Source organism: Amycolatopsis sp. NPDC004378, from assembly GCF_053602455.1.
This window is the reverse complement of the sequence record NZ_JBSGDR010000034.1, coordinates 1-25,115: the sequence shown is the minus strand read 5'-3', so window position 1 is coordinate 25,115 and position 25,115 is coordinate 1. Positions and strand designations below refer to the sequence as shown.

Annotated in this window: 25 protein-coding genes; 12 read left to right on the top strand and 13 right to left on the bottom strand. The window is 71.6% G+C overall.

Going from position 1 to position 25,115, the window contains the following annotated elements; genetic code table 11:
• Nucleotides 1-8: 8 nt before the first annotated feature.
• The 3 genes from ACWEN0_RS46235 to ACWEN0_RS46225 form a co-directional block, all read right to left on the bottom strand.
• Nucleotides 9-335 (bottom strand): hypothetical protein, encoded by a 327-nt coding sequence (locus tag ACWEN0_RS46235; RefSeq protein WP_451987884.1) that lies wholly within the window; start codon nucleotides 333-335, stop codon nucleotides 9-11.
• A 3-nt stretch (nucleotides 336-338) separates the two neighbouring features.
• Nucleotides 339-620, bottom strand: coding sequence for a DUF2637 domain-containing protein (locus ACWEN0_RS46230; RefSeq protein ID WP_225440262.1), 282 nt, complete (start codon nucleotides 618-620; stop codon nucleotides 339-341).
• Between the two features lie 498 nt (nucleotides 621-1,118).
• Nucleotides 1,119-1,703, bottom strand: a complete 585-nt coding sequence (locus tag ACWEN0_RS46225) for a TetR/AcrR family transcriptional regulator (protein ID WP_451987882.1) — start codon at nucleotides 1,701-1,703, stop codon at nucleotides 1,119-1,121.
• An 83-nt stretch (nucleotides 1,704-1,786) separates the two neighbouring features.
• Between ACWEN0_RS46225 and ACWEN0_RS46220 the strand changes: the two genes are divergently transcribed.
• The 4 genes from ACWEN0_RS46220 (at nucleotide 1,787) to ACWEN0_RS46205 (ending at nucleotide 6,418) form a co-directional block, all read left to right on the top strand.
• On the top strand, nucleotides 1,787-2,737 hold the full coding sequence (locus ACWEN0_RS46220; protein WP_451987880.1) for an NADP-dependent oxidoreductase: 951 nt from the start codon (nucleotides 1,787-1,789) through the stop codon (nucleotides 2,735-2,737).
• A 253-nt stretch (nucleotides 2,738-2,990) separates the two neighbouring features.
• Nucleotides 2,991-4,358, top strand: a complete 1,368-nt coding sequence (locus ACWEN0_RS46215; RefSeq protein ID WP_451987878.1) for an endo-1,4-beta-xylanase — start codon at nucleotides 2,991-2,993, stop codon at nucleotides 4,356-4,358.
• Nucleotides 4,359-4,577: 219 nt separating this feature from the next.
• Nucleotides 4,578-4,769: a hypothetical protein gene (locus ACWEN0_RS46210; protein ID WP_451987877.1), complete on the top strand. Its 192-nt coding sequence runs from the start codon at nucleotides 4,578-4,580 to the stop codon at nucleotides 4,767-4,769.
• Nucleotides 4,770-4,828: 59 nt separating this feature from the next.
• Nucleotides 4,829-6,418, top strand: a complete 1,590-nt coding sequence (locus ACWEN0_RS46205; RefSeq protein ID WP_451987876.1) for a phospholipid carrier-dependent glycosyltransferase — start codon at nucleotides 4,829-4,831, stop codon at nucleotides 6,416-6,418.
• Between the two features lie 15 nt (nucleotides 6,419-6,433).
• Here ACWEN0_RS46205 and ACWEN0_RS46200 read toward each other — a convergent pair whose 3' ends face one another.
• On the bottom strand, nucleotides 6,434-7,273 hold the full coding sequence (locus ACWEN0_RS46200) for a helix-turn-helix transcriptional regulator (RefSeq protein ID WP_451987874.1): 840 nt from the start codon (nucleotides 7,271-7,273) through the stop codon (nucleotides 6,434-6,436).
• Nucleotides 7,274-7,456: 183 nt separating this feature from the next.
• On the opposite strand from ACWEN0_RS46200, the gene ACWEN0_RS46195 reads away from it, so the two are divergent.
• Nucleotides 7,457-8,398: an SDR family oxidoreductase gene (locus ACWEN0_RS46195; RefSeq protein ID WP_451987872.1), complete on the top strand. Its 942-nt coding sequence runs from the start codon at nucleotides 7,457-7,459 to the stop codon at nucleotides 8,396-8,398.
• A gap of 37 nt (nucleotides 8,399-8,435) precedes the next feature.
• Here ACWEN0_RS46195 and ACWEN0_RS46190 read toward each other — a convergent pair whose 3' ends face one another.
• The 4 genes from ACWEN0_RS46190 to ACWEN0_RS46175 are packed head-to-tail and all read right to left on the bottom strand — an operon-like array spanning nucleotide 8,436 to nucleotide 13,467.
• A complete protein-coding gene (locus tag ACWEN0_RS46190; RefSeq protein WP_451987870.1) occupies nucleotides 8,436-10,355 on the bottom strand; it encodes a hypothetical protein in 1,920 nt (639 codons plus the stop codon).
• Between the two features lies 1 nt (nucleotide 10,356).
• Nucleotides 10,357-11,280 (bottom strand): carbohydrate ABC transporter permease, encoded by a 924-nt coding sequence (locus ACWEN0_RS46185; RefSeq protein ID WP_451987868.1) that lies wholly within the window; start codon nucleotides 11,278-11,280, stop codon nucleotides 10,357-10,359.
• Entirely contained in the window at nucleotides 11,270-12,136 is an 867-nt protein-coding gene (locus ACWEN0_RS46180) for a carbohydrate ABC transporter permease (protein WP_451987866.1), read from the bottom strand. The genes ACWEN0_RS46185 and ACWEN0_RS46180 overlap by 11 nt, the downstream gene beginning before the upstream one ends.
• Nucleotides 12,133-13,467, bottom strand: coding sequence for an ABC transporter substrate-binding protein (locus tag ACWEN0_RS46175; RefSeq protein ID WP_451987864.1), 1,335 nt, complete (start codon nucleotides 13,465-13,467; stop codon nucleotides 12,133-12,135). The genes ACWEN0_RS46180 and ACWEN0_RS46175 overlap by 4 nt, the downstream gene beginning before the upstream one ends.
• A gap of 198 nt (nucleotides 13,468-13,665) precedes the next feature.
• Between ACWEN0_RS46175 and ACWEN0_RS46170 the strand changes: the two genes are divergently transcribed.
• Nucleotides 13,666-14,403 carry a FadR/GntR family transcriptional regulator gene (locus ACWEN0_RS46170; protein WP_451987862.1) on the top strand — a complete coding sequence of 246 codons (738 nt, stop codon included), beginning with the start codon at nucleotides 13,666-13,668 and terminating at the stop codon, nucleotides 14,401-14,403.
• On the opposite strand, the gene ACWEN0_RS46165 is transcribed toward ACWEN0_RS46170, so the two are convergent.
• Nucleotides 14,400-15,281, bottom strand: a complete 882-nt coding sequence (locus ACWEN0_RS46165) for a transporter substrate-binding domain-containing protein (protein WP_451987860.1) — start codon at nucleotides 15,279-15,281, stop codon at nucleotides 14,400-14,402. The genes ACWEN0_RS46170 and ACWEN0_RS46165 overlap by 4 nt on opposite strands.
• A gap of 461 nt (nucleotides 15,282-15,742) precedes the next feature.
• Here ACWEN0_RS46165 and ACWEN0_RS46160 point away from each other — a divergent pair, with 461 nt between their 5' ends.
• The 5 genes from ACWEN0_RS46160 to ACWEN0_RS46140 all read left to right on the top strand — a co-directional run bounded on the left by ACWEN0_RS46160 (nucleotide 15,743) and on the right by ACWEN0_RS46140 (nucleotide 20,882).
• Nucleotides 15,743-17,053 carry a glycoside hydrolase family 6 protein gene (locus ACWEN0_RS46160; protein WP_451987954.1) on the top strand — a complete coding sequence of 437 codons (1,311 nt, stop codon included), beginning with the start codon at nucleotides 15,743-15,745 and terminating at the stop codon, nucleotides 17,051-17,053.
• A gap of 33 nt (nucleotides 17,054-17,086) precedes the next feature.
• On the top strand, nucleotides 17,087-18,523 hold the full coding sequence (locus ACWEN0_RS46155; protein WP_451987858.1) for a non-reducing end alpha-L-arabinofuranosidase family hydrolase: 1,437 nt from the start codon (nucleotides 17,087-17,089) through the stop codon (nucleotides 18,521-18,523).
• Nucleotides 18,524-18,652: 129 nt separating this feature from the next.
• A complete protein-coding gene (locus ACWEN0_RS46150; RefSeq protein WP_451987952.1) occupies nucleotides 18,653-19,474 on the top strand; it encodes a DUF72 domain-containing protein in 822 nt (273 codons plus the stop codon).
• A gap of 90 nt (nucleotides 19,475-19,564) precedes the next feature.
• Nucleotides 19,565-20,497 carry an acyl-ACP desaturase gene (locus ACWEN0_RS46145; RefSeq protein WP_451987856.1) on the top strand — a complete coding sequence of 311 codons (933 nt, stop codon included), beginning with the start codon at nucleotides 19,565-19,567 and terminating at the stop codon, nucleotides 20,495-20,497.
• Between the two features lie 34 nt (nucleotides 20,498-20,531).
• Nucleotides 20,532-20,882 (top strand): UBP-type zinc finger domain-containing protein, encoded by a 351-nt coding sequence (locus tag ACWEN0_RS46140; protein ID WP_451987854.1) that lies wholly within the window; start codon nucleotides 20,532-20,534, stop codon nucleotides 20,880-20,882.
• Nucleotides 20,883-20,924: 42 nt separating this feature from the next.
• On the opposite strand, the gene ACWEN0_RS46135 is transcribed toward ACWEN0_RS46140, so the two are convergent.
• Nucleotides 20,925-22,244, bottom strand: coding sequence for an EAL domain-containing protein (locus tag ACWEN0_RS46135; protein WP_451987852.1), 1,320 nt, complete (start codon nucleotides 22,242-22,244; stop codon nucleotides 20,925-20,927).
• Nucleotides 22,245-22,428: 184 nt separating this feature from the next.
• Between ACWEN0_RS46135 and ACWEN0_RS46130 the strand changes: the two genes are divergently transcribed.
• Nucleotides 22,429-22,914, top strand: coding sequence for a helix-turn-helix transcriptional regulator (locus tag ACWEN0_RS46130; RefSeq protein ID WP_451987850.1), 486 nt, complete (start codon nucleotides 22,429-22,431; stop codon nucleotides 22,912-22,914).
• Nucleotides 22,915-22,963: 49 nt separating this feature from the next.
• Here ACWEN0_RS46130 and pqqE read toward each other — a convergent pair whose 3' ends face one another.
• The 3 genes from pqqE to pqqC are packed head-to-tail and all read right to left on the bottom strand — an operon-like array spanning nucleotide 22,964 to nucleotide 24,985.
• Nucleotides 22,964-24,031, bottom strand: a complete 1,068-nt coding sequence (pqqE, locus tag ACWEN0_RS46125) for a pyrroloquinoline quinone biosynthesis protein PqqE (RefSeq protein WP_451987849.1) — start codon at nucleotides 24,029-24,031, stop codon at nucleotides 22,964-22,966.
• Nucleotides 24,024-24,293 carry a pyrroloquinoline quinone biosynthesis peptide chaperone PqqD gene (pqqD, locus tag ACWEN0_RS46120; protein ID WP_451987848.1) on the bottom strand — a complete coding sequence of 90 codons (270 nt, stop codon included), beginning with the start codon at nucleotides 24,291-24,293 and terminating at the stop codon, nucleotides 24,024-24,026. The genes pqqE and pqqD overlap by 8 nt, the downstream gene beginning before the upstream one ends.
• Nucleotides 24,294-24,298: 5 nt before the next feature.
• On the bottom strand, nucleotides 24,299-24,985 hold the full coding sequence (gene pqqC, locus ACWEN0_RS46115; RefSeq protein WP_451987846.1) for a pyrroloquinoline-quinone synthase PqqC: 687 nt from the start codon (nucleotides 24,983-24,985) through the stop codon (nucleotides 24,299-24,301).
• Nucleotides 24,986-25,115 lie beyond the last annotated feature (130 nt).

The following is a 25,115-nucleotide window of genomic DNA, read 5'->3' as shown; positions in this document are numbered from 1 at the left end:
AGCATTCATCAGTTCGAATACGAGCGTGCGGCCGCATGCCCGCTCGGCCGACGTAGTACTCCCACTTCGCTCCTCGGCCGTTCGTGGCTCTCCATGTCCCGTCGCGAGACCGTCGCCGGATCGGGCGGCTCGACGGTCTCGTCGCTCGGTTCCATCTCGGGAGACGGTCCGTGAATCTCGCTGCCGGGGTCGAGGTCTCGGAGCCAGTCTCGCGATACCGCTGCTTCAACGCGACCGGTCAACAGCTCGACCGCCAGCAGCATCACGAGCGACGGACACGCCGCCATTGTCACCTGCAGCACGCCCAGATCCGGCGATGAGCAGATGTTCGCCACCCACTACAGGCAGATACCGAACACGAGCGCCAGCTGCGCTACCCACCGGCTCGACGGGCGCCCGCTGCGGCGGGTCTTCCACAGCTCGACGGTCGCGATCGTCACCAAGCCGTCCACCAGCAGCGGCCAGATCGAGGCGGTCACGCCATCCGAGCCGAAACGGAATGCGAACTCACGTCCGTGATGGTAGGAGGCATACGCCGCGCCGAGTGCGACCAGACCGGTGCAGATGCACTGGATGGATGGAGCAAGGTCCTGAGCAAGCCACTCCGTGCGTCGCCCCACGGCCGCACCGCCGCATCAAACCTGCTCTAACAGCCGTCTCGCCCCGGCGAACGGGGCTGCTGTAGACGGCCTGGACCAGGCGACACCGCCTGACAGTTGCGAGCCCGAGGGGAGCCCGAGAGCGCACGGACGCGACGGTAGACCGCGTCACGGGCCGGCACCGCTGCCACGCTGCGACCGAGGAAACGACCTTGCCCGGCATCACTCGACACGATCCGAAACCTCAAGATCACCACTCTTAACCAGCGGGTTCGGGGTTCGAGTCCCTGATGGCGCACACCCCACCACCCCAGGTTCGATCTCATCGGCCTGGGGTTTTGTGGTATTCGGGATTCTTCCGTTTCCGCTCCGTCCATTGTGGTCGGTCGGGAGCCGGAGAGCGCGCGCCTGGTGCGACGGCTTTCCGGGATGATCCCAGCCACCTTCAGGGGAAGCCGCCAGCGAGCCCCTCACCACCTTGCCGATCGGCTCCGGCTCGGGCGCGACACCGGTGACCCCTCACGAAACGGGCCCGGCGGGGTGGCGGAGGCCGTCCATCAGGAGGTTCAGCAGGCGGCCGGCCTGGGCTTCGTGCTGGGGTCCTGGGGCCACCGTGAAGATGCCGATCAGGGAGGCCGCTACGTCTTCGGCGGCGACGTCGGAGCGGAGGTCGCCCGATGCGTGGCCGGCGTCGAGGATCGTCGTGATGGCTCGCAGCAGTTCGGCCCGGGTCTGGGCGTGGGCGATCTCGCCGGACTCGATCATCGCGAGCAGGGTTTCGAGCATGCCGTTCTTGGCCGCGATCCAGTGCCCGAACAGGTCCATCCAGCGCCGCATCGCCGCGGCCGGTGGCAGCTGGTCGAGCAGGTCGTGGGCGCCGGTCGTCAGGCGCGCGACCTGGTCGCGGTAGATCGCGTCGACCATGGACTCGCGGGTCGGGAAGTGCCGGTAGAGCGTGGCGATGCCGACCCCGGCTTCGCGGGCGATCGCCCGCATCGACGGCTCGGTGCCGGCCGACACGAACAGGCGGGTCGCCACCGCGAGCAGCTGGTCGCGGTTGCGGGTGGCGTCCGCGCGGGGCGCACGCGTCTCTGCCTCAGCCAAAACGGAACACGCTCCGGTTGTGTTAAGGTCATCGGGTAAACGGAGCATAGTCCGTTTCCCTTGATCCCAGGAGCAACGCGCACATGCTGCAACACCAGAGCAGAGCGGTCCGGCTCGACGCGTTCGGCGGCCCCGAGGTACTCGACGTCCGGGAGGTGTCCGCGCCGCAAGCCGGGCCGGGGCAGCTCCGCGTGCGGGTCACCGCGGCGGGCCTGAACCCGATGGACTGGATCATGACCGCCGACGCGGACACCGCCGCGCGGTTCGGCTTGAGCCTCCCCGCCGGATTCGGGACCGACTACGCGGGCGTGGTCGACCAGGTCGGCGACGGGGTGACCGGCTTCGCACCCGGCGACCGGGTGTTCGGGAGCGCCCTGTCCCGCGCGGTCGCCGACTTCGTGGTGATCGACGCGGCCGGCGCAGTCGCGGCGAACGAGGCCCACCCCACCCCCGGCGGCGTCGACGACCGCACCGCCGCCACCCTCGCGATCGCCGGCCGCACGGCGTCCGCCGCCCTCGCCGTGGTCGCCCCGGGCCCGGACGACACCGTGCTGATCGGCGGCGCGGCGGGCGGGGTGGGGGTGTTCGCCGTGCAGCTGGCCCGGATCGCCGGAGCGCGCGTGCTCGGGACGGGCTCGGCGAGCTCGGCCGGCTTCCTGCGCGACCTCGGAGCCGAGCCGGTCCCCTACGGCGACGGCCTGGCCGGCCGGGTCCGCGCCCTCGGTGTCACCGCCGCCATCGACCTGCACGGAACCGAGACAGTGCACGCCGCGCGGGAACTCGGCGTCCCGGACGACCGCATCTGCACCATCGCCACCAAGGTCGACGGCGTGCCGGCGGCCAACGGCGCGAATGCCCCTTCCGGCGCCCTGGAAGAGCTCGCCGGCTTGGTCGCGGCCGGGCGGCTCCGGGTACCGATCGCGGCGAGCTTCCCGATCGAGCGGATCCGCCGCGCGGTCGAACTCCAAGCCGGCCGGCACGTGCACGGCAAGGTCGTCATCGACCTCTCGGCGACGGCAGACGGCGACGTTTGAGATCGACGCCGGCCCGAAAGCACGGCGGAAATTCGCCTGGGGTCGGGCGACTTGGCGCGTCCGGGTGAATCCTTCGTGCCACCTCGGCTGCCACCCGGGGTTCTTCGGTTCGCGTGTCGAAAGTCGGCCGAAACTCTTTGTCCGGTCCGGAAGGGGCGTGTTCTGCTGCTCGCGTTGAGTGAACGTCATCGTCCAGGTCACCGGTGACCTTGGTTCCCGGGGTCTTTTGGGCGTGCCCGGAAGGAGACCACGGATGGCAAGCAGTTCTTCGCAACCGCGGGGCACGCGGTGGTGGCGAGCACCCGCGACCCGCGCGCTGGCGGCCGCGGCCACCGTCGCCGCGGCGGCCGCTGTTCTGGTGATCGCTCCCGGAGCCGATGCCGCGGCCGGCACCCTCGGCGCCGCGGCCGCGCAGTCCGGGCGGTACTTCGGGACCGCCATCGCCGCGAGCAGGCTCGGCGACTCGGCCTACACCACGATCGCCGCGCGCGAATTCACCATGGTGACGCCCGAGAACGAGATGAAGCCCGATGCGACCGAGCCCAACCAGAACCAGTTCAACTTCTCTTCCGGCGACCAGGTCTACAACTGGGCCGTCAGTCACGGCGCGAAGGTCCGCGGCCACACGCTGGCCTGGCACTCCCAGCAGCCGGGCTGGATGCAGAGCATGAGCGGCAGTGCGCTGCGCAGCGCGATGATCAACCACATCCAGAAGGTCTTGGCGCACTACCAAGGCAAACTCGCCTACTGGGACGTCGTCAACGAGGCCTTCAACGAAGACGGCAGCCGCCGGTCGTCGAACCTGCAGGGCACCGGCAACGACTGGATCGAGGTCGCCTTCAAGACCGCGCGCGCGGCCGACTCGTCGACCAAGCTCTGCTACAACGACTACAACATCGACAACTGGAACTACGCCAAGACCCAGGGCGTCTACAACATGGTGCGGGACTTCAAGTCCCGTGGCGTGCCGATCGACTGCGTCGGCCTGCAGGGCCACTTCACCGGCGGCAGCTCGGTCCCGAGCAGCCTGCAGACGACGATCTCCAGCTTCGCCGCGCTCGGCGTCGACGTGGCGCTCACCGAGGTCGACGTCACCAACGCGTCCACGTCGCAGTACGCCGCGCTGACGCAGGCGTGCATGAACGTCGCGCGCTGCGTCGGCATCACCGTGTGGGGCGTGCGGGACAGCGACTCCTGGCGCTCCAGTGAGAGCCCGCTTCTGTTCGACGGCAACGGAAACAAGAAGGCGGCGTACAACTCGGTGCTGAACGTCCTCAACTCCGGCGGCGGCACGACCACCACACCGACGACCACACCGACGAACCCCACCACGACACCGACGACACCCGGCGGTGGCAGCTGCACGGCGACGCTTTCGGCCGGGCAGCAGTGGAACGACCGGTACAACCTCAACGTCTCGGTCAGCGGCGCCAGTTCGTGGACGGTCACCATGACCGTGCCGAGCCCGGCCCGGATCAGTGCCACCTGGAACATCAACGCGACGTGGCCCAGCAGCCAGGTCCTCATCGCGACGCCCAACGGGAACGGCAACAACTGGGGCGTCACCATCATGCACAACGGGAACTGGAACTGGCCCACGGTCAGCTGCAGCACTTCGTGAGCCCTTGTCCCCCGGGCGAACTAACGGATCTGCTCGCTCCGGGGTGACGTCTTCGCGGCCCGCTGCTCGCCACCTTCTTCGCGAGCGGCGGGCCGCACGGGCCCGCGCGAGTGGATGGGCGCCGGTGACCAGCGGATCCGGCGCCGGAACGGCCGAGGATCCCGGGCGCTTTCCCGCCGAGGCGCCCGGAAGGGGCCCGGTCTCGCTAGGCTTCCCGGCATGCCGACGCTGGGACGTCTCCGGAACCGCTGGGCGCGCGTGACTCCGGCGGCCCGGGACCGGGCGCTTTGTCCGGCCGGGGCGGAGGAAGAGCGGATCCGCCGGGCCCCTCGGGAGGTCGAGGTACTGGAGCTCGACCCGCGGGACCGCGTCCAGGCCTGCCGCACCGGGCTGGCCGGCGCCGCGGGGTGACGGGGTTGTCCCTTTCCACGAGACTGCCGCCGAGCACGAATGCCGGGCCCGCACGGGACGTGCCGCCCGTACGCCCGCGACGGTGGCCGCCGGCGCTCGTCGTGGCCGCGCTGCTCGCGCAGATGGCGGTCGCGATGCTCGCCACGGCCGTGGCGCAGTCCCCGACGATCGACGAGCCGGTCTACGTCGGGACGTCGGTGGTCTACCTGCAGCAGCACAGCCTGCGCTACAACCCCGAGCACCCGCCCCTGGGCAAGCTGCTCATCGGGGCCGGCCTGGCCTTCGCCGACGTCCACCTCGACCCCGCGTTCACCGGCGACCAGACGCAGCTCGGCCGGCACGTGCTGTACGAGTCGGGCAACGACCCGGGACGGCTGCTGCTCCTGGCAAGGCTGCCGGTGATCGTTCTGACCTTGCTCTTCGGCCTGGTCGTCTTCCTCTTCGCGCGCGACCTGACCGGCTCGGCCGGCGGGGTGACGGCGCTCGCGCTGTACGCGTTCTCCCCCGACCTCATCGCGCACGGCTCACTGGCCACGCTCGACGTGCCGGTCGCCGGGTTCGTGCTGACGTCGGCCTGGCTGCTCTGGCGGGCCCGGGACCGTCCGGCCCGGTACCTCCCCCTCGCGGGCCTCGCCCTGGGAGCGGCCGTCGCCACGAAGATGAGCGCGCTGGCCGCGGTACCGGTGCTCCTGGGCTTGGTCGTGGTGTCCGTGGGGCACCACCGAGGTCCACAAAGGACACTCCGGCGGCTCGGCTTCGGCGTGGCGGCGGCGGTCGCGGTGGCCGTGATCGCGATCGCCGTGGTGTGGGCCGCCTACCTCGTCGTGGACCCGCGCCTGCGCTGGGCGGCACCGCCCGCGCTCCACGGCCCGCGCGCGCTCGTCGACTGGCTGCCGCTGCCGCGGCCGTACCTCGACGGGATGCGCGTCCAGTTCGGCTTCGAAGACCAGGTCTGGAGCACTTTCCTGCTCGGCCGGTACCACGCCGGCCCGGTCTGGTACTACCTCCCGGCCGCGCTGCTGGTGAAACTGCCGCTGGGCGCCCTGGCCCTCGGGATCGCCGGCGCCGTCGCGCTGGTGGCGGTGCGCCGGCTGCGCCCGGCGGCGGCCTACGTCCTCCTGCCCGCGGCCGTGCTGCTCGCCGCGGCCATGACCAGCGCGCGCGACCTCGGCGTCCGGTACGCGCTTTTCGTGCCGATGTTCCTGGCGGTCGCGGCGGCGGGTCTCGTCGTCGTCCGCCCGCGGTGGGTGCACGTCGCGGTGGCGGTCTTGGCCGGTTACGCGGCGGTCAGCTCGCTGCGGACGTTCCCATACTACCTGCCCTACTCCAACGAGGCGTTCGGCGGGCCGGCGCGGACCCACCTGCGCCTGCACGATTCGAACGTCGACTGGGGCCAGGACCTCGGCCGGCTGGCGCAGCGCTACCGCGGGCAGCGGATCTGGCTCGTCTACAAGGGAAGCGGCGTGCCGTCCGCGTACGGCCTCGACGCCGCCGACCCGCGCACGGTGCCCCCGGACGACGTGCGCGGCCTCCTCGCCGTGTCGGACTCGGCGATCGCCAAGGCGGACGACCGCCTGACGGCGCTGCTCTCCGGCAGCACACCGGTCGACGACGTCGGCCACTCCATCACGGTCTACCGCCGGCCGTAGCGGCGCGGACGTTGCTCAGGGAAGCGTTTGCGCGCCGATGACCGACAGCATCTGCAGCTTCTCGTGGCTCTCGCTGCCGGGGATGGCGGTGTAGACCATCAGCGAATGGGCCTGCCCCGGGTCCACCAGGCGCTGGCAGGTCAGCTCCAGCGCGCCGACTTCGGGGTGCACGAAGTGCTTGACGTCGTGGGGGCGGATCCCGATCTCGTGGTCGTCCCAGACGCGCCGGAACTCCTCGCTCGACTCCAGCAGCAGGCCGGCCAGGTGCGCGGCCCGGGATTCGGGGCCGCGGAGGGTGACCATTTCGCGCAGGCCGGCCACGTACATCCGGGTGAGGAACGCGTGCTCGTGCGGCGCGTAGAGCCGCCGGGCGGCGGGGTCGGTGAACCACCGGTAGCCCGAACTGCGGGCCGGCCCGGTGTACCGCGTGGTGTCGCCCAGGAGCGCGACGCCCATCGGGGACTGCCGCAGGGTCTCGCCGAGCTCGGTGATGATCTCCGCGGGAGTGTCGGACAGGCGGTCGAGCACCCGGAGCAGGCCGGGGCTGATGTGCTCGCTCGCCGCACCCCGCGGCGGCGGGTTGTGCCCGGCGAGGCGGAACAGGTGGTCGCGTTCGTCGATCGACAGGTGCAGCCCCTGGGCGATCGAGGCGAGCATCCGCTCGGACGGGTGCGGCCCGCGCTCCCGCTCGAGCCGCGAGTAGTAGTCCGGGGACATGTGGCACAGCGCCGCGACCTCCTCGCGCCGCAGCCCGTCGGTCCGGCGGCGGGGCCCGCGCGGCAGGCCGACGTCTTCGGGTTGCAGCGCCGCGCGCCGATTGCGGAGGAACTCCGCGAGCCCGATGCGGTCGATCACCCTGCCCCCTTTCCGGGTCCTGCCTCGTTTCTACCGGCGGCCGGCACCGGGAGCCACGACTCGCCGATCCCCCTCTCCGGACCCGTAAGGGTGATCTTGGCGAGCCTGTGATCGGGAAGTCCTGGATAGCGCCGCGCCGTCGGCCGAGGATCGGGGACACGACCACTCGGAGGAGCCGGATCCATGCCACGCAAGCAGATCGACATCGACGTCCCGGACCTGACCGGGCAGCGCGCCGTCGTCACCGGCGCCAGCGACGGGATGGGGCTGGGGATCGCCACCCGGCTGGCCGCGGCCGGCGCGGAGGTGATCCTGCCCGTCCGCAACCCGCGCAAGGGCGAAGCCGCCCTCGGCAGCATCAGGCAGGCCGCTCCCGGCGCCGACGTCTCGCTGCGCAGCCTCGACCTCTCGTCGCTGGAGTCCGTCACCGCCCTGGGCGCGACGCTGCGCGACGAGGGCCGCCCGATCCACCTGCTGATCAACAACGCCGGGGTGATGACGCCGCCGGACCGGCAGACCACGGCCGAAGGCTTCGAGCTGCAGTTCGGCACCAACCACCTCGGCCACTTCGCGCTGGTCGCCGGGCTCCTCCCGCTGCTGCGCGCCGGCCGCGCCCGGGTCACTTCGCAGATCAGCATCGCCGCCCGCGGCGGCGAGATCAACTGGGCCGACCTGAACTGGGAACGCGGCTACGACGGCATGCGCGCCTACCGCCAGTCCAAGATCGCGTTCGGCCTCTTCGGGCTCGAACTCCAGCGGCGCAGCGAGGCCGCGGGCTGGGGCATCACCAGCACCCTTTCGCACCCCGGCGTCGCGCCCACCAGCCTCCTGGCCGCCCGCCCCGAGCTGGGCCGGGGCAAGGACACTCCGCAGGTCCGGCTGATCCGGGCGCTCTCGGCCCGCGGGATCCTGGTGGGCACCGTCGAGACCGCGAAGCTGCCCGCCCTGCTGGCCGCGACCGACCCCGAGCCCGCCCCCTTCTACGGCCCCAGCGGCCCCGGCGGCTTGGGCGGCCCGCCCGCCGCGCAGAGCCTGTACCGGCCGTTGCGTGACGCGGACGAGGCCCAGCGCGTCTGGCAGACCTCCGAGCGGCTCACCGGAGCCGCGTTCGCCCTGAACCCGTGAGTCCGAGGAACGCGGAGTACCGCCTCGACGGCGGACATCATGCCGCCCTCTCGTCGAACGGCATCGCGTAGGAAGGCGGGCGGACCCGCACCGCGAGCCGCAGGGTCAGGCGGATCCGGGTGGACCGCGGCAGGTCCACCCGCAGCCACGGGCCGTCGACGTCGATCGAGCCGTGCGTCACGACCGGTTCGCGGTGGCCGTAGTCGTAGAGGCCGCCCAGCCACGACGGGTCGTCGCACCGGGTGTAGCCCGCCGTGCGGATGTGGTGCTCGGCGAACGCTCCCGCTTGGACGAGCACCGACCGCGGCCGCTCCGGGTCCAGGTTGACCAGCTCGACCAGTGTCGCCTCGGGATCGATCGCGGACACCAGCGCCGCCACCGACGGGGGCAGGCCGGGCCGGCGCGCGTCCGCGTCGTAGTAGCGGACGCGGGCCTGCTGCAGCCCGCCGTTGTAGACGACCTGCGGACCGCCCCAGGTGAGCTGGACCAGCGCCTCGGTCACCACGGGGTTGGACTGCTGCCACAGGTGGATGTCGGCCTCGGGCACGGGACGGCCGCGGTGGCGTTCCATCCGGGCCAGCCGGTGCCGGACCTGCGCCTGGGCGGCGGCCAGGATCCGCTCCGGGTAGTCCGGGTTGTCCCCGGCGAGGTAGGCGAACCACGGCTGTTCGTGCCCGGCCTCCTCCTTGCTGCGGAACGGAACCACGGTCCGCCAGTCGTGGCCGTCCGCCGCGCGCAGCCGGTCGAGGCGCTCCCGGTCCGCCGGCGCGCCCGAGTGGTGCCACAGCGCGACCGGGACGCCCATGAGCATCGGGTTGTAGTCGAACCAGCCCCGGTCGTCGTAGCGGAAGGGGACGTGCAGCGCCGGGGTGTCCACGTCTTCGCGCAGCTGGGCCGTCCACTTGGAAGCGAGGCTCGAGTCCGCTTCGGTGAACGCCATGACCTTGCCGTGCGCGATCACTTCGTCCAGCGCCGGGCGGACGAGATCGGTGAAGGTGTCGTCGCCGGTGGCGAGCGCGGCGGAGAGGGCCGCGACGACGGCCGCGTGCCCGACGCTGTACCAGCCGTGCGGCCAGGACCAGCCGTAGTGGCCGCCGTACCAGCGGCCGTCCAGCAGCCCGCCGACGGTCCCGTCGGGGGCGACGTTGTCCGGGAGGATGCCGTTGTTGGCCGCCGCGCGGTCCCGCCACGCGCCGACGTACTCGGCGAGCCAGTCGCGGTAGCGCTCGTCGCCGGACAGCAGCACCGCGTTGAACACGAGCCCGGCCGCGGCCAGGTTGACCGCGGTGTCCCCGACGCCGATCCGCCGTCGCATCTCCTCGCCCAGACGGGGATCGCGGTCCCGCGGCGGTTCCCCGGCGTCCGGGGGCACCAGCCATTCCAGCGGGAAGCCGTACATCGCGGCCTCGGCGGGCAGCCACGGGTAGGAGTCGCCGTCGAAGAGCCCTTCGCGCGCCGGATCGCTGCCGTTGTGGGGACGGCGGATGATGCGGTGCGCGGGGTCGTAGTTGCCGTGGGCCGGGTCGACGTAGAGCTCCGCGAACCGCAGCGCCCGCCCGCGCCACCGCTCGGGCGCCGCCATGCACAGGAAGTACAGCAGCAGCAGGCTTTCGCCTTGGTGGAACCAGTCGTAGCCGCGTTCGTACTCGCCCGCCAGCATGCCCAGCCCGGTCAGCTGCCGGGTGACGCCTTCCCAGTGCCGCTCCGACTCGGCGAGCAGGTCGTCGGCGCCGCCGAGCAGGTAGAGCTGGGGCCAGTTGAAGAACGTCTCGTAGAAGTCGTCGACGCCGTCGCGGGAGGTCAGCCGGTCTTCGTAGGCCAGACGGCCGTCCGGGCCGGTGAAGTCGCGGGAGAACCGCCGCCACGCGCGGTCCAACAGCGCGAAGAGTTCTCGTTGGGCGATCGCCCAGCCCGGCGGTTCGAGCAGGGGGACCGAGGCCGTGATGTGGGGGTGCACGCTACTCCTTGGTCGCGCCGGCCAGCATCCCGGCGACCAGGAAGCGCTGGGAGAACAGGAAAACGACGAGCACCGGGGTGATCGCCAGCAGCGTCGCCAGCGCGAGCTCCGGCCGCTCCACCGCCGCGGTGCCGACCGTCGGGTTGAACTGCGGCACCGAGTTCAGCAACGTGCCCAGCCCCACCTGCACCGGGAACTGGTCGCTCTGCGGCAGCAGGACGTAGGGCAGGAAGTAGTTCGTCCAGTTGGCCACGAAGCTGAAGAACCCGACGAGCGCGACGATCGGCGCGGCCAGCGGCAGGGCGACGTGGCGGAACACGCCGAACTGCGTGCAGCCGTCGAGCTTCGCCGCGTCGATCAGGTCGCGGGGCACCGCGGTCGTGAAGTAGATGTAGGTCAGGTACACGCCGAACGGGTAGAACGCGTACGGCAGGACGACCGACCACATCGAACCGATCAGCCGCACCGCGTTGAGCTCGAGGAACAGCGGCACGACGAGGGTCGCGTTCGGCATCAGCATCACGACCAGCGTCGCGACCAGCAACGTCTTCCGGCCGCGGAACTCGGTCATCGCGAGCGCGTAGCCGGCCGGGATCGCCACGCACAACGTGATCGCCAAGGCCACGAACGAATACAGGGCGGAATTGCCCAGCCAGAGGAAGATCGCGTTGTCCTGGAAGGACGTCAGCGCGGTCCAGTTGTCCGCCAGCGCCCGCCACGACCCGAACGACAGCGGGTTGCCGTGCACGAGCTGGTCGTCGGTCTTCGTCGCCGCCAGCACGAGCCACAGCACCGGCAGCACGAAGAAGACGAGGAACAGCACCAGAACCAGCGCCGAAACCGGGTTCGGCAGCTTCCGGCTGCGGCGCACCGAACGCACGCGGGCCACGGCCTCGGGTGCCCGGACGGCGGTGTCAGCCGGCATCGAAGAACCCCGATCGTGCGACGAACACGCCCGCGACCACCAGCCCGACCAGCAGCAGCTCCACCGAGATGGCCGCGGCGGTGTTCACGTTGTCGTTCTGGAAGGCGAAGTCGTAGGAGAGCTGGTTGAGCGAGTAGTCCCGCCCGGCGACACCGACGCTCGCCTGGGACAGCAGCTGCGGTTCGACGAACAGCTGCGTCCCGCCGGCGAACGCCAGGATCACCATGTAGACGATCCACTTGCGCAGCAACGGGATCTGGATGCGCCAGGCCGTCTGCCACGGGCCGGCGCCGTCGATCCGGGCTGCCTCCAGCAGATCGGGTGAGATGTTGTTCAGCGCACCGTACATCACCACGATCCAGCCGCCCGCCCCGGTCCAGAACGCGATCAGCGTGAACAGGACCGGGAGGTGGCCCGGCGCGACGACCTGGCCGAAGGTGTCGAACCCGGCCACGCGCAGCAGCCCGCTCACGGGGCTCACCGCCGGGTCCAACAGGAACAGCCACACCATGACGCTCGCGGCCCCGGCCAGCGCGCCGGGGATGTAGTAGAGGAAGCGCAGCGTCTTGCCGACGGCGTCCGCGGTCAGCCGGTGCAGCAGCAGCGCCAGCCCGACCACGAACACCACCAGCGACACGAGCCAGCACAGCAGGTAGAGCGCCACGTGCCCGACGGCGGCGAAGTACCGGAAGTCGGTGGCGGCCCGGACGAAGTTGCTCAGGCCGGCGAAGTGGTCGCCCGCGTCGGTGAAGGCGAAGTACACGGCGTACACCGTGGGGATGACGCCGAACGCGATCAGCAGGACGACGTAGGCCGCGACGAACAGGTGCCCGGACCCCCGCCGCGCGGTGGTCACCGGCTGACCTCGTACCCGTTGGACTGCGCGTAGTTCGTGATCGCGGTCTGCCATTCGGGCAGCATCGAGACGATCGACTTGCCCGCGGTCAGCCCCGGCGTGAGGGTCGCGGCCCAGATCGCCTCCTGGCTGAACTGCCCGTACCCCCACCCGCGCCACACCTGCGGGGCGGCCGCCTGGAGCGGCGCCGCGACGTCGTTGGCGTAGTACTTGCCGGAGGACTGCTTGGCCAGCCACGTCTTCGCCGCCGCCGCGTACGCGGGGTACCCCGGCGCCACCTGGCCCTGGTAGTCGTCCGCGGTGGTGACCCAGGTGAGGAAGTCGGTGGCGTCCTTGAGGTTGGCGCTGTGCGCGGACAGCAGCCAGGTGCCGCCGCCGACGTTGCCCACCGACGGTTCCGGGTCGCCGGCCCACTGCGGCATCGGCGCGACGGCGATCCGGCCGGCCGGCGTCTTCAGCGACTCCTGGAACACCGAGCCGCCGAACCAGGACGGCCCGGGCAGCATGAGGATCTTGTCCGCGGCGTTCTTGGCGAAGTCGGAGCTGAACACGCTGCCGGTCGACATCGTCTTGTTCTTGACGAGGGTGTCGAGCAGGGCCGCCATCCGCGTGCAGTTCGGGCTCGTGGTGTTCACCCTGACCGCCTTGGGGCCGGTGATCTCGTTGGCACCGCACTTGCTCGCCCAGAGGTAGATCTCCGGGGCGAAGCTGTCGCCGGCCGCGCCGACGAGGTACCCCGGGTGCTCGGCCGCGACGCGCTCGCCGAGCGCTTGGTACTCCTCCCAGGTCTTGGGGACCTGGTAACCCCAGGACCGCATCAAGGACGCGTCGTACCAGAGGACGGTCTGCGCCAGGTCGTTGCGCAGGCAGTACAGCGTGCCGTCGACCGTGCAGGGGTCGTTCGCGCCGGCGGTCCAGCCCTTCAGCGTGGCGTCCGGGATCTGACCCTTGTCGAGCGGCGCCGTGAACCCCGCCTGCACCGCCCACGCCGTCTCGTTGTTCTGCGAGCTGAACACGACGTCCGGCCAGCCGCTGCGGGTCCGGTTGAACAGGCCCACCTTGGTCTGCAGGTAGTTCGAGCCGTTGGCGTCGCCGTCGTAGGTGACGATGTCCAGCTGCACCGCGGGGTGCTGCTTCTGGTACAGCTGCGCCGCGGGCAGCCGCGTCGAGTCGACCCAGACGGTGATCTTCCCGCCGGTCTGCGGCGCCGGCTGGAACCCGCCTTGAGCGCCGCCACTGCCGCCGTTCCCGCAGGCCGTGACCGCCGCGAGAACGGCCACCACACCGAGGACCAGCCGGAGGGCTCCGGCGGCGCGCGCATGACCTGTCATGAGGTACCCCACTTCGTCGTGGCTGCCGATATGTGTCAGACACATATCGGCGTCGGCGGCCCTATCACAGTCCTTCCACGCGCGTCAGTCAAGGGTCGGCGGCAAATGAGTCGTACACATTTGAGGTCGAGGACCGCGGATGTATCGTCTCCACACGGACGGTTACCCCAGCACGAAGGAGGCCAGTGGGTGGTCGACATGCCCGCACCGAGCGAGCCCGAGCCGGTCCCGTACCGGCCGGGCTACGAACTCGTCGCCGAACAGGTCCTCCAGCTGATCGCCGACCTCGAACTGCGGCCCGGGGACCGGATGCCGACGGAGAACGAGCTGGCCACACGGCTGGGCACGTCGCGCACCGTGGTGCGCGAGGCGATCAAGATCCTGTCCGCGCTCGGCCGCGTCCGCGCGCAGAAGGGCCGCGGGCTGTACGTGGCCGACGACGAGGGCATGCTCGGCTCGGCCCGCTGGTCGGGGTACTTCCTGCCGACCGACCTCGACCACGTCTACATGCTGTTCGAGTTCCGCCGCGTCCAGGAGATGACCGCCAGCCGGCTGGCCGCGACCCGCGCCACCCCGGTCGAACTGCGGGCGATCGAGACGGCCGCGGAAACCTGCCGCGAAGGCCACCTGACGAAGCAGGCGGCGCTGTTCGACCGCGGCGACGAAGACTTCCACCTCGGCATCGCGACCGCGTCCCACAACCAGTTCCTCTTCGCCGCGGTCCGCGAAGCCCGCCGGCTGCAGCGCCAGTCCAGCACGATCGGCCTGCACGGCACGGTCGGCGGCCACGCGGCGGAGGCGATCGAGGAGCACGCGGCGATCTACGCGGCCATCCGCGACGGCGACCCGGAAGCGGCCGCCGAAGCCGCGGCGGTCCACCTCGACAACACGCTCGAGGACTACCGCCGCGAAATCCAGCGTCGGGTGTTCGGCTAGCCCGATGTGGCCGCGTCGAAGACCGGCTTGGGCACCGAAACCTGGTTCAGCCCCCAGCGGGACATGATCCCGACGTACGTGCCGTCTTCGAACAGCTCCTCGAAGACCTTCTGCAGCACCGGCCCCAGTTTCGAGGACTTGGGGACGTACAGCGCGAGGTTGTCCTTGGTCGCCCCCCGCGCTTCGGTCTGGGTGACGTACCGGTTCCCGCCCTGCCGGTGCGTGACGTCGATCGCGGCGGCTTCGGTCATCCCCGCGGCGTCCGCGCGGCCCGAGCGGGTCGCCAGGAGCGTGGCGTCGGTGTCATCGAGCCCGACGGTCTGCGTGGCCGGGCGCTTGTTCTGCGTGCAGAACCGCGAAAGCTTGTTCAGCTGCTCTTCGACGACGCTGGCGGTCACCACGGCGACGCGCTTGCCGCAGAGGTCTTCGGCCTTGGCGATCCCGGCGGTCGAATCGGTGGGGAACACGTAGGCCGTGCGGGTGGTCATCCAGGTGATCGTGTCGAACTGCTTCTCGCGCTCGGCCGTCGCCTTGACCGGGCCGTTGAACGCGTCGTACCGGTTGCTCAGCATGCCCTGCAGCGCGGCCGGCAACCCGGCGACGACGACGGTCTGGGTCTTCACGCCGAGCACCTGCCCGATCGCGGCCTGGAAGTCGGCGTCGATCCCGGTGACCGACCCGTCCGGCGCGACGGTGCGGTACGGCGGGTGCGCATCACCGGCGAACCGCAGCACCCCGGCGTCCTTGACGGCCTGCGGCAGCGCGTCACGCAGGGACTGCACCACCGCGAGGTTGGTCGCGGTGGCCAGGACCGCGGAATCGGTGCCCACGGTGCACCCGGCGACGGCCGTCCCGATGACCGCCCCGGCGAGGATCATGCTTCGGCTTCTTCGACGAAGAGAGGATCGCATAGCGCTTCTTCCTTGACCGAGGTCACTGCGTGAAGAATTGGTTGCCAGAACGGCGGCGATCGTTACACAAACTGTCACCTGTTTCAACCCGCGTGTCCGCCCCTTCGTCAGGTTGATCATTTCCAGGTTGCTTTCAGCTGGCGCTTGTTCACGATGGAACGCGACTACTCGCGTACCGGTCGCACGGATAAATGCAGGCGACGGGCTCGCGGACGACCGCGGCGGATCCGGGCGTTCCCGACCGCCGGGTGCCGAACCGCACCAGGCCCGGCGGCCGCTCACGGGAGAACTCTTCGAACCGGGGCAGCCGGACCGGCACTTCCCCGATCCGGTCCGCCCGGCTACAGTGCTGACCTAGTGGGAGCGCTCCCAGCACTTTCGGTTTCGGCGATGTCGTTCGAAGGAGAAGGTGCATGCGAAGCAGAACAGTGGCAGCCGGAGCGCTGGCCGCACTGGCCGCGACCGGGGTCGTCGCCACGACCACCTGGGCGGGTGCACAGGCCGCCGAGTCGGCGTACTACACCGACCCGGGCACCAACGCGGCCAAGTGGGTGGCGGCGAACCCGAGCGACTCGCGCGCCGCGGTGATCCGCGACCGCATCGCCGCGGTACCGCAGGCGAGGTGGTTCACCACCACGAACACGTCGACGGTGCGCGGTGAAGTGGACGCCTACACCGCAGCCGCGGCCGCCGCGGGGAAGATCCCGATCCTGGTCGTCTACGACATCCCCAACCGCGACTGCGGGGGTGCCAGCGGCGGCGGCGCACCCTCGCACGACGCCTACCGCGCCTGGGTCGACCAGGTGGCGGCCGGCCTGGCCGGCCGGCCCGCGGCGATCGTGCTCGAACCCGACGTGCTCGCGCTCATGACGAACTGCCAGAGCGCCGACCAGCAGAGCCAGACCACCGCGTCGCTCGCGTACGCGGGCAAACGGCTCAAAGCCGGCTCGTCCCAGGCGAAGGTGTACTTCGACATCGGCCACTCCGCCTGGCTTTCGCCCGGCGACGCCGCCGCCCGGCTGCGGGCCGCGGACGTTTCGAACAGCGCCGACGGCATCTCCACCAACGTGTCCAACTACCGCGCGACCGGCGACGAAGTCGCCTACGACAAAGCGGTCCTCGACCAGGTCGGCGACTCGCGGCTGAAGGCCGTCGTCGACACGAGCCGCAACGGCAACGGGCCGCAGGGCAGCGAGTGGTGCGACCCCGCCGGGCGCGCGATCGGCACCCCGAGCACCGACCGCACCGGCGACGGGCGGATCGCCGCCTTCCTCTGGGTCAAGCCGCCGGGTGAGGCGGACGGCTGCCTCGCCGCGGCCGGCCAGTTCGTCCCGCAGCGGGCCTACGACCTCGCCGTCGCGGCCGGTCCGGTGCCGACCGGCACGACTCCCACCAGCACTCCGCCGACCAGCACGACCCCGCAGCCGTCCGGCGGCTGCAAGGTCACGCAGCGGGTGGTCAGCACCTGGTCGACCGGCTACACCGGCGAGATCGTCATCGAAAACGACGGAGCGCCGGTCGACCACTGGACGCTCACCTTCTCCGCGCCGGGCGTGACCGTCAGCCAAGGCTGGAACGGAACCTGGACCGACACCGGCGACGTCGTCGAGGTCGCCAGCGCGGCGTGGAACGGCGCGCTCGGCACCGGCGCGACCACGACGATCGGCTACAACGCGAACTACTCCGGCAGCGCACCGCCCTTCCGGTCGGCGACCCTCAACGGCACCGCCTGCGCCTGACGCGGACTTCGAGCGGACAAGGAGGAATTCCTCATGGACAACGGAAAAACCAGCCGCCGGCGCCGGTTCCTGATCGCCGCGCTCACCGCCGCGGCGACCGTCACGGTGCCACTGACGCTGGGGGCCGGCGCGGCCCGGGCCGACGTCACCGGCGCCCTGCGCGGTGCCGGCTCGGGCCGGTGCCTGGACGTGGCGAACGCCGGCCAGACCGACGGTGCCGCCCTGCAGATCTACGACTGCTCGGGCGGCGCGAACCAGCAGTGGACGGCGACGGACGCCGGCGAGCTGAGGGTGTACGGCGGCAAGTGCCTGGACGTCCCCGGCAGCGCGACCACCGCCGGGACGCGGCTGCAGATCTGGACCTGTCACGGCGGGGCCAACCAGCAGTGGCGGGTGAACTCCGACGGGACCGTCGTCGGCGTGCAGTCCGGGCTCTGCCTGGACGTCGTCGGCGCCGGCACGGCCAACGGCACCGCGGTGGAGATCTGGACGTGCCACGGCGGCAGCAACCAGAAGTGGACCGGCCTGCCGGGCTCCACCCCGACCACGACCCCGACCTCGAGCGGCTGTTCGCTCCCGTCGACGTACCGCTGGTCGTCGACGGGTGTGCTGGCGACGCCGCGCAACGGGTGGGTGTCGCTCAAGGACTTCACCGACGTGGTCTACAACGGCAAGCACCTCGTCTACGCGTCGAACGTCTCGGGGTCCTCGTACGGCTCGATGGCGTTCAGCCCGTTCACGAACTGGTCCGACATGGCCTCGGCCGGCCAGACCGGGATGAGCCAGGCCGCGGTGGCGCCGACGCTGTTCTACTTCGCTCCCAAGAACATCTGGGTGCTGGCGTACCAGTGGGGTGCGTGGCCCTTCATCTACCGCACGTCCAGCGACCCTGCGAACCCGAACGGCTGGTCGTCTCCGCAGCCGCTGTTCACCGGCAGCATCGCGGGTTCCGGCACCGGCCCGATCGACCAGACCCTGATCGCCGACGGCTCGACGATGTACCTGTTCTTCGCCGGCGACAACGGCAAGATCTACCGCGCGAGCATGCCGATCGGGACCTTCCCGGGCAGCTTCGGCTCGTCGTACACGACGGTCATGAGCGACTCGACGAACAACCTGTTCGAGGCGGTCCAGGTCTACAAGGTCCAGGGACAGAGCCAGTACCTCATGATCGTCGAGGCGATCGGCGCGAACGGACGCTACTTCCGCTCGTTCACGGCGAGCAGCCTCGGTGGTTCGTGGACACCGCAGGCGGCCAGTGAAAGCACCCCGTTCGCGGGCAAGGCCAACAGCGGCGCGGGCTGGACCAACGACATCAGTCACGGCGACCTGGTCCGCGCCAACCCGGACCAGACCATGACCGTCGACCCCTGCAACCTTCAGTTGCTCTACCAGGGGAAGTCCCCCGGCGCGAGCGGCCCGTACGACCAGCTGCCGTGGCGGCCGGGAGTCCTGACCCTGCAGCGCTAGCCGCCACAACGGGAACCGGGCCGCGCGCGGGCGCACCGCGCGCGGCTTCGCCCTTCGCTACCATTCGACGGGTTTCACCCACGAGCGAAGGAGCCGAAGCCGGTGGTCCGTCTGCACGTCGGCTGCGCGATGTGGACGCACAAGGCCTGGCTGGGGCGGTTCCTCCCGCCGTCGCCGGCCAAGGAGCGGCTGCGGGCCTACGCGAGCTGGTGCAACGCCGTCGAAGGCAACACCACCTTCTACGCGACCCCCGCCCGTGCCACCGTCGAGACCTGGGCGGCGCAGACCGATCCCGGCTTCCGGTTCGTGGTCAAGGTGCCCAAGGTCGTCACGCACGAAAAGCGGTTCGCCGGGGTCGAGGGCGAGATGCGGGCGTTCCTGGACGCGATCGAGCCCCTCGGGGACCGGGCCGTCCTGTGGACCCAGCTGCCCGGCTCGTTCGGCCCTTCCGACGTCGACGCCCTCGGCCGGTTCCTGCGCCGGCTGCCCGCCGGCCGGCGGCGCGCCGTGGAGGTGCGTCATCCCGGGTTCTTCACCGATGCCGGCTCGACGTCCCTCCTCGAGGGCGCGCTCGGCGACGCCGGTGCCGAGTGGGTGCCGTTCGACACGACGGTCTTCTTCGGGAAGCCGCCAACCAGCGAGGCTGAGCAGGACGCCTGGGGCAAGAAGCCGCGGCTGCCGCGGCGGACGCGGGCGTTGACCGACCGGCCGGTCGTGCGCTACCTGGGCCGGGACTCGGTCGAGGAGACCGTCGGCGGGTGGCGGCCGTGGGTGGAGGTGGTCGCCGGGTGGCTGCGTGAGGGCCGGTCGCCGACGGTGTTCCTGCACACCCCCGACAACGCCGGCGCGCCGGCGCTCGCCCGGCGCTTCCACGACGACGTGCGAGCGCTCGTCCCCGGCCTCGAGCCGCTGCCCGAGCCGGCGCCGGCCGGGCCCGCCACCCTCTTCTGAGAGGGAGACGGGAACCACTTTCGCACCCCGCTCGTTCGTAGTTACGGTACCGTAGGTTACGGACCCGTAGGTTTGCGGAAGGACGCCGACATGACCCTTTCCGAGAGCACCCGGATGATGTACGAGCTCGAGGGGACGGTCGAAGAGAACCTCAACCGGCACCTCGCCGTGGCCCAGGAGTGGATGCCGCACGAGTACGTCCCGTGGAGCCAGGGCCGGGACTTCGCCGACCTCGGGGGCGAGGCGTGGGACCCGGAGCAGTCGCGGGTGACGCCCATCGCGCGGACCGCGCTCGAGGTCAACCTGCTGACCGAGGACAACCTGCCGAGCTACCACCGCGAGATCGAGCGCGCCTTCGGCCGCGACGGCGCGTGGGGGACGTGGGTGCACCGCTGGACCGCGGAGGAGGGCCGCCACGGCATCTGCATCCGCGACTACCTGCTCGTCACGCGCGCGGTCGACCCGGTCGAGCTGGAGCGGATGCGGATGGAGACCATGCAGGCCGGGTACGACAGCGGGGACAAGCCGCTGCTGCGCGTCTGCGCGTACGTCTCGTTCCAGGAGCTCGCGACCCGGCTTTCGCACCGCAACACCGGCAAGTACACCCAGGACCCGCTCGCGGAAAAGCTGCTGGCCAGGGTGTCCACCGACGAGAACCTGCACATGGTCTTCTACCGGAACCTGATGAAGGCCGCGCTGGAGATCTCGCCGGACGCGGCGATGCGCGCGATCACCGACGAGGTCCTCGACTTCGCCATGCCGGGCGCCGTCATCCCGAGCTTCGCGCGCAAGGCGGCGCTGATCGCCAAGGCCGGGATCTACGACCTGCGCATCCACCACGACGACGTCGTCCTGCCGCTGCTGCGGTACTGGAAGGTGTTCGAGCTGACCGGCCTCGGCGAGGTCGGCGAACAGGCCCGTGACGAGCTGGACCTGTTCCTCAAGACGCTCGATTCGCAGGCGTCGCGGTTCGAGGAACGCCGGGACGCCGCCGCGGCGCGCGCCGCCGCGCGGGCCGGTTGATGCGCCGCGCCCCGGCACGGGGCAGACTGGCGGCATGGCCGAAATCGAGGGAATCGACGTCACCGCACCGCCGAGCGGCACCGGCTGCGCGGAATGCCTCGCCGCCGGCGGCTGGTGGGTGCACCTGCGGCGCTGCGCCCAGTGCGGCCACATCGGGTGCTGCGACACCTCGCCCGCCCAGCACGCGACGGCGCACTACAAGGCGACCGGGCACCCGCTGATCCGCAGCTTCGAGCCGGGCGAGGACTGGTTCTACAGCTTCGAAACGGGCGAGGCCTACGACGGCCCGGCGCTGGCGCCGCCGGAGCACCGGCCGGTCACGCAGCCGGTGCCGGGTCCCGAAGGCCGGGTCCCGGCCGACTGGCAGACCCACGTGCACCAGTAGGCCGGCGAGCGGACGTCTCCCGGCGTCACCAGGCGGGAGCCGCTAGCCCAGGGGGAAGTTGCGGCCCACCCACGTCTCGGCCTCCGCGGCGGTCGAGTACGTGGGCAGGTACGGCCCCGACGCGACGACCACCCCGATGCCGAAGAGCAGCTCCGCGTGCGCCTCGGAGAGCACGCCGCGGGCGCCGACCTTGATCCCGAGCTCCTCGGCGCGCTCGACCAGCTGCCGGATGGTGCGCACGGCCCGCTCCGGCGGGTCGTCGACCTCCAGCGCGTCGATGACCGCCCCGGTGAGCATCACCGCCGGCGCCGGCACCTCGAGCGCGGGCAGCAGCTCCAGCTCCGACATCCCGGTGATGGTGACGACGAACACCACGCCGGCCCGGGCCAGCTCGCCGAGGGAGCCGAGCAGGTCGCCGCGGTCGTCCAGCAGCGACGGCCCGTCCGTGCAGAGCACGAGGTGCCGGTGCCGGAGGCCGTTGCGGTCGAGCTCCTGGCCGACGATGCGCACGAGGTCGCCGTCGATCGCCATCCGCCTCGGCAGGGTCAGGCACACCGTGGACGCGTCGTCGCCGAACCGGGCCCGCCAGTCGCCGGCGGCGCGCAACGTCTCGGCCAGCAGGTGCCGGCCGAGCGCGACCGTCATGCCGGTGGTCTCGGCGAGCGGGTAGAACTCCTCGGGCCGCAGCTCGCCGAGCTCGGGGTGGCGCCACCGGAGCACGGCGTTGAGCGACGTGATGATCCGCGCGTCCGGGAGCACGACGTGCGGGCGGTAGACGACCGCCAGTTCCCCGGACTCCAGCGCGCCGGCGATGCCGCACGCGAGGCGGTAGCGCTCGGCGTCCGCGTGCCCGGCGACCGGGTCGAACAGCACCCACCGCGTCCGGCCGAGCTCCTTCGCCCGGCGCAACGCGACCTGCGCCGAGCGGATCGCCTCGCCCGGGAGCGCCTTGTTCGTGCCGACGAGGAAGACGCCGATGCTCGTGCTGAGCCCGACGCCGACGCCGTCCACATAGGACGGACGGCTCAGCGCGGCGATCACCGCCTCCGCCAGCTCCCCCGCCGACGTCGCGTCGTGTTCTCCCGGCAGCGCGACGGCGAAGACGTCGCCGGGCAGCAGCGCCAGCACCGCGTTGCGGTCACCGAAGATCTCCTCGAGCGTGCGCGCCGCCCCGGCGAGCAGCTCGTCGGCCGCGTCGAACCCGAGGCCGTCGCGCACCACGGCGAACCCGTCGAGGCCCACCAGCAGCAACGCGACCTGCGCGCCGTCTTCGGCGGTCAGCAAGGGCGCCAGCCCGGCTTCGAACAGTGCGCGTCCGGGCAGCCCGGTCACCGGGTCGGGGGAAGCGGAGCTGTCGGGCACCCGCCGGCCACCTCCTCGTCCAGTGCGCTCCCGCCGGAGCCGCGGCCCGCCACAATGTACGGGGTCGGCCCGCGCGCGTGCCACTCACGCTCCGGCGGCCGCTCGGCGTGGAACCGGGATGGGGGCGAGGCTAGTGTGTCGGTGCGCCCCGGCCGCGGCGGACGCGCGACGGAGAGGAGCGAGGGTGCAGCTGGATGCCGGTGCCTACCAGCGAATGCTCGGCGAGGAGCTCCGCCGGCTGCGCCACGAGCGCGGCCTGACCCGTCGCGATCTCAACCACCGGCTGCACAGCGACCTCTCCCTGCAGACGCTCGCGACCTACGAGCTCGGCACCCGGCAGTGCTCGGTCGTGCGGCTGGTGGAGCTGTGCCTCGCACTGGACGAGTCGCCCGAGGCGCTGCTGGCCCGCGTCGGGCAGCGGTACTTCGGCACGTTCGGCACCACGGAGGCCGAAGGCGTCCGGGTCGACCTGCGCCGCGTCGTGCGGGCCCCGCACCAGGACCTGGCCCCGTTCCGCCGCTGGGCCGAGGGCAGGCTCGCCGAGTGCGGCGACCCGACCGGCGCCCCGCACGAGGTGCACCTGGACCCCGCGGCCCTGGCGCGGCTCGCGGAGCTCTGCGGGACGACGGCCGCGAACCTGCTCACCCGGATCCGCGCCCTGCCCGCCTGACCCTGCCGCGTACCGGATTGTCGCAGCCTCCCGGCTCGACGCGAACCGGTCACGTCGTACCGGCTTGCCTTCGGCGGGGCACCAGCCGAGCCGGACCGGCCGCCTCCACCGCCCGCTCGACGAGGTGGTGGTCCGGCGAGAGGTGGCAGACCGGGTCGGTGCGGGCGGCGTCGCCGGTGAGCTGGAACGCCTGGCAGCGGCAGCCGCCGAAGTCGATCTCGCGCCGGGCGCAGCCGTGGCAGGGCTCCGGCAGCCAATCCGTGCCGCGGAACGCCGTCATCACCGGTGCTTCCGCCCAGATCCGCGCCAGGGAATCCGATCGGACACTCGCGCGCGGCAACGGCAGGGACTGCGCGGCCGGGCACGGCAGGACGTCGCCGTTCGGGGTGACCGTCAGCTGCCGCGACGCCCAGCCGCCCATGCAGGGCTTCGGGTAACGGCTGTAGTAGTCGGGCAGCACGTAGATCACTTCCACGCGCAGCCGTTCGCGCGCGGCCCGGACGACGGCCTCGGCCGCGTCGAGCTGGGCGCGGGTCGGGAGGAGCGCGGCCCGGTTGCGCCAGGCCCAGCCGTAGTACTGGGTGTTGGCCAGCTCCACCCGGTCGGCGCCGGCTTCTTCGGCCAGCGCGAGCAGCTCGGCGACGCGGCCGATGTTCTGCCGGTGCAGCACCACGTTCAGGGTCAGCGGCCAGCCCAGCTCCTTGACCACGCCCATCGCCTCGACCTTCCGCCGGAAGGACGGCAGTCCGGCGATCCGGTCGGACAACACGGGTTCGTCGGCCTGGACGCTGACCTGCACGTGGTCCAGCCCGGCCGCCCGCAGCCGCTCGGCGCGGGCGCGGGTGAGCCCGAGCGCGCTGGTCACGAGGTTGGTGTACAGCCCGAGCGCATGAGCCTCCGCGACGATTTCGGCGAGATCGCGCCGCAGCAGCGGTTCCCCGCCGGACAGGTGGCACTGCAGCACGCCGAGGTCGCGCGCCTCGCCCAGGACGCGCCGCCATTCGCCGGTGGTGAGCTCGTCGGAGTAGTCCGCCAGGTTGAGCGGGTTCGAGCAGTACGCGCAGGCCAGCGGGCAGCGGTAGGTGAGCTCGGCGAGCAGGCCGAACGGGCTAGCCATCGGCGAGCTCCACGCAGCGCCGGGCGACGAGCCGGGTCAGGAACCGCCGCACCTCGTCGTCGGGGACGCGCTGGTACCGCGCGCCGAGCTCGGCGACGACCTCGGCCACGGTGCGGTGCCCGTCGCACAGCCCGAGGATGTCCCCGCCGGTGCCGTTCAGCAGCACGACCGTCTCGGGGAGCAGCAGGATCGGCCGTCGCCGCGCCCGGTCGTAGCCGAGCCGGACGTGGCGCGCCAGCCGGGGACGGTCCTTTGTGGACACCTCGGTCACCGCGGGTACGCCCGGTCGACGGCGTCCATCAGGCTCCACAGGACGTCGCACTTGAACGACAGCGCGTCGACGGCGCGGGCCCGGGACTCGGCGGTCGGGCAGTGCCCGGTGACCACCTCGAGGGCGTGTTCGCAGTCGCGCGGGGCCTGCTCGAGCCGGGCGCGGAAGTAGGCGAGGCCGTCCGCGTCGATCCACGGGTACCACCGCTCGAACGCGGCCAGCCGCCGCGCCATCAGGTCGGGCGCGAACAGCTCGGTCAGCGACGACGCGACCGCCTCGACCCACGGGCGCGTCCGGGCGAACGTCACGTAGGAGTCGACGGCGAACCGCACGCCGGGCACGAGGTGCCGGTGGTCGCGGACCTCTTCGCGGGTCAGCCCGGCAGCTTCGCCGAGGCGGAGCCAGGCCTCGATCCCGCCCTCCCCCGCGTGCCGGCCGTCGTGGTCGGTGATCCGGCGGATCCAGCGCCGGCGGACCTCGACGTCGGGGCAGTTCGCGAGGATCGCGGCGTCCTTGCGGGGGAGGTTTTCCTGGTAGTAGAAGCGGTTCGCCACCCAGCCGCGCAGCTGCTCCGGGCTCAGCAGGCCGGCGTTCATCCGCACGTGGAACGGGTGCTGGTCGTGGTACCGGCGCGAGTGGGCCCGCAACGTCTCGACGAAAGTCGTCTCGGCGATCGCCGTCATCCCTTGACCTCCCGTTCTGCCGCGGCTTGTCGTGAGTCCGAGAAATCCGCCCACAACGGGTCACGCCGCTGCTCATACGGCCGGTCGATGATCCCCAACGGCACCTGCAACCGCCCGTTACCGAAAAACC

What these genes read in the sequence shown, in the direction of transcription:
- ACWEN0_RS46220 (WP_451987880.1), top strand. Translation starts at nt 1,787, where the DNA reads ATGCTGCAACACCAGAGCAGAGCGGTCCGGCTCGACGCGTTCGGCGGC.
- ACWEN0_RS46215 (WP_451987878.1), top strand. Translation starts at nt 2,991, where the DNA reads ATGGCAAGCAGTTCTTCGCAACCGCGGGGCACGCGGTGGTGGCGAGCA.
- ACWEN0_RS46210 (WP_451987877.1), top strand. Translation starts at nt 4,578, where the DNA reads ATGCCGACGCTGGGACGTCTCCGGAACCGCTGGGCGCGCGTGACTCCG.
- ACWEN0_RS46195 (WP_451987872.1), top strand. Translation starts at nt 7,457, where the DNA reads ATGCCACGCAAGCAGATCGACATCGACGTCCCGGACCTGACCGGGCAG.
- ACWEN0_RS46185 (WP_451987868.1), bottom strand. Translation starts at nt 11,280, where the DNA reads ATGCCGGCTGACACCGCCGTCCGGGCACCCGAGGCCGTGGCCCGCGTG.
- ACWEN0_RS46175 (WP_451987864.1), bottom strand. Translation starts at nt 13,467, where the DNA reads ATGACAGGTCATGCGCGCGCCGCCGGAGCCCTCCGGCTGGTCCTCGGT.
- ACWEN0_RS46170 (WP_451987862.1), top strand. Translation starts at nt 13,666, where the DNA reads ATGCCCGCACCGAGCGAGCCCGAGCCGGTCCCGTACCGGCCGGGCTAC.
- ACWEN0_RS46165 (WP_451987860.1), bottom strand. Translation starts at nt 15,281, where the DNA reads ATGATCCTCGCCGGGGCGGTCATCGGGACGGCCGTCGCCGGGTGCACC.
- ACWEN0_RS46155 (WP_451987858.1), top strand. Translation starts at nt 17,087, where the DNA reads ATGGACAACGGAAAAACCAGCCGCCGGCGCCGGTTCCTGATCGCCGCG.
- ACWEN0_RS46150 (WP_451987952.1), top strand. Translation starts at nt 18,653, where the DNA reads ATGTGGACGCACAAGGCCTGGCTGGGGCGGTTCCTCCCGCCGTCGCCG.
- ACWEN0_RS46145 (WP_451987856.1), top strand. Translation starts at nt 19,565, where the DNA reads ATGACCCTTTCCGAGAGCACCCGGATGATGTACGAGCTCGAGGGGACG.
- ACWEN0_RS46140 (WP_451987854.1), top strand. Translation starts at nt 20,532, where the DNA reads ATGGCCGAAATCGAGGGAATCGACGTCACCGCACCGCCGAGCGGCACC.
- pqqE (WP_451987849.1), bottom strand. Translation starts at nt 24,031, where the DNA reads ATGGCTAGCCCGTTCGGCCTGCTCGCCGAGCTCACCTACCGCTGCCCG.
- pqqC (WP_451987846.1), bottom strand. Translation starts at nt 24,985, where the DNA reads ATGACGGCGATCGCCGAGACGACTTTCGTCGAGACGTTGCGGGCCCAC.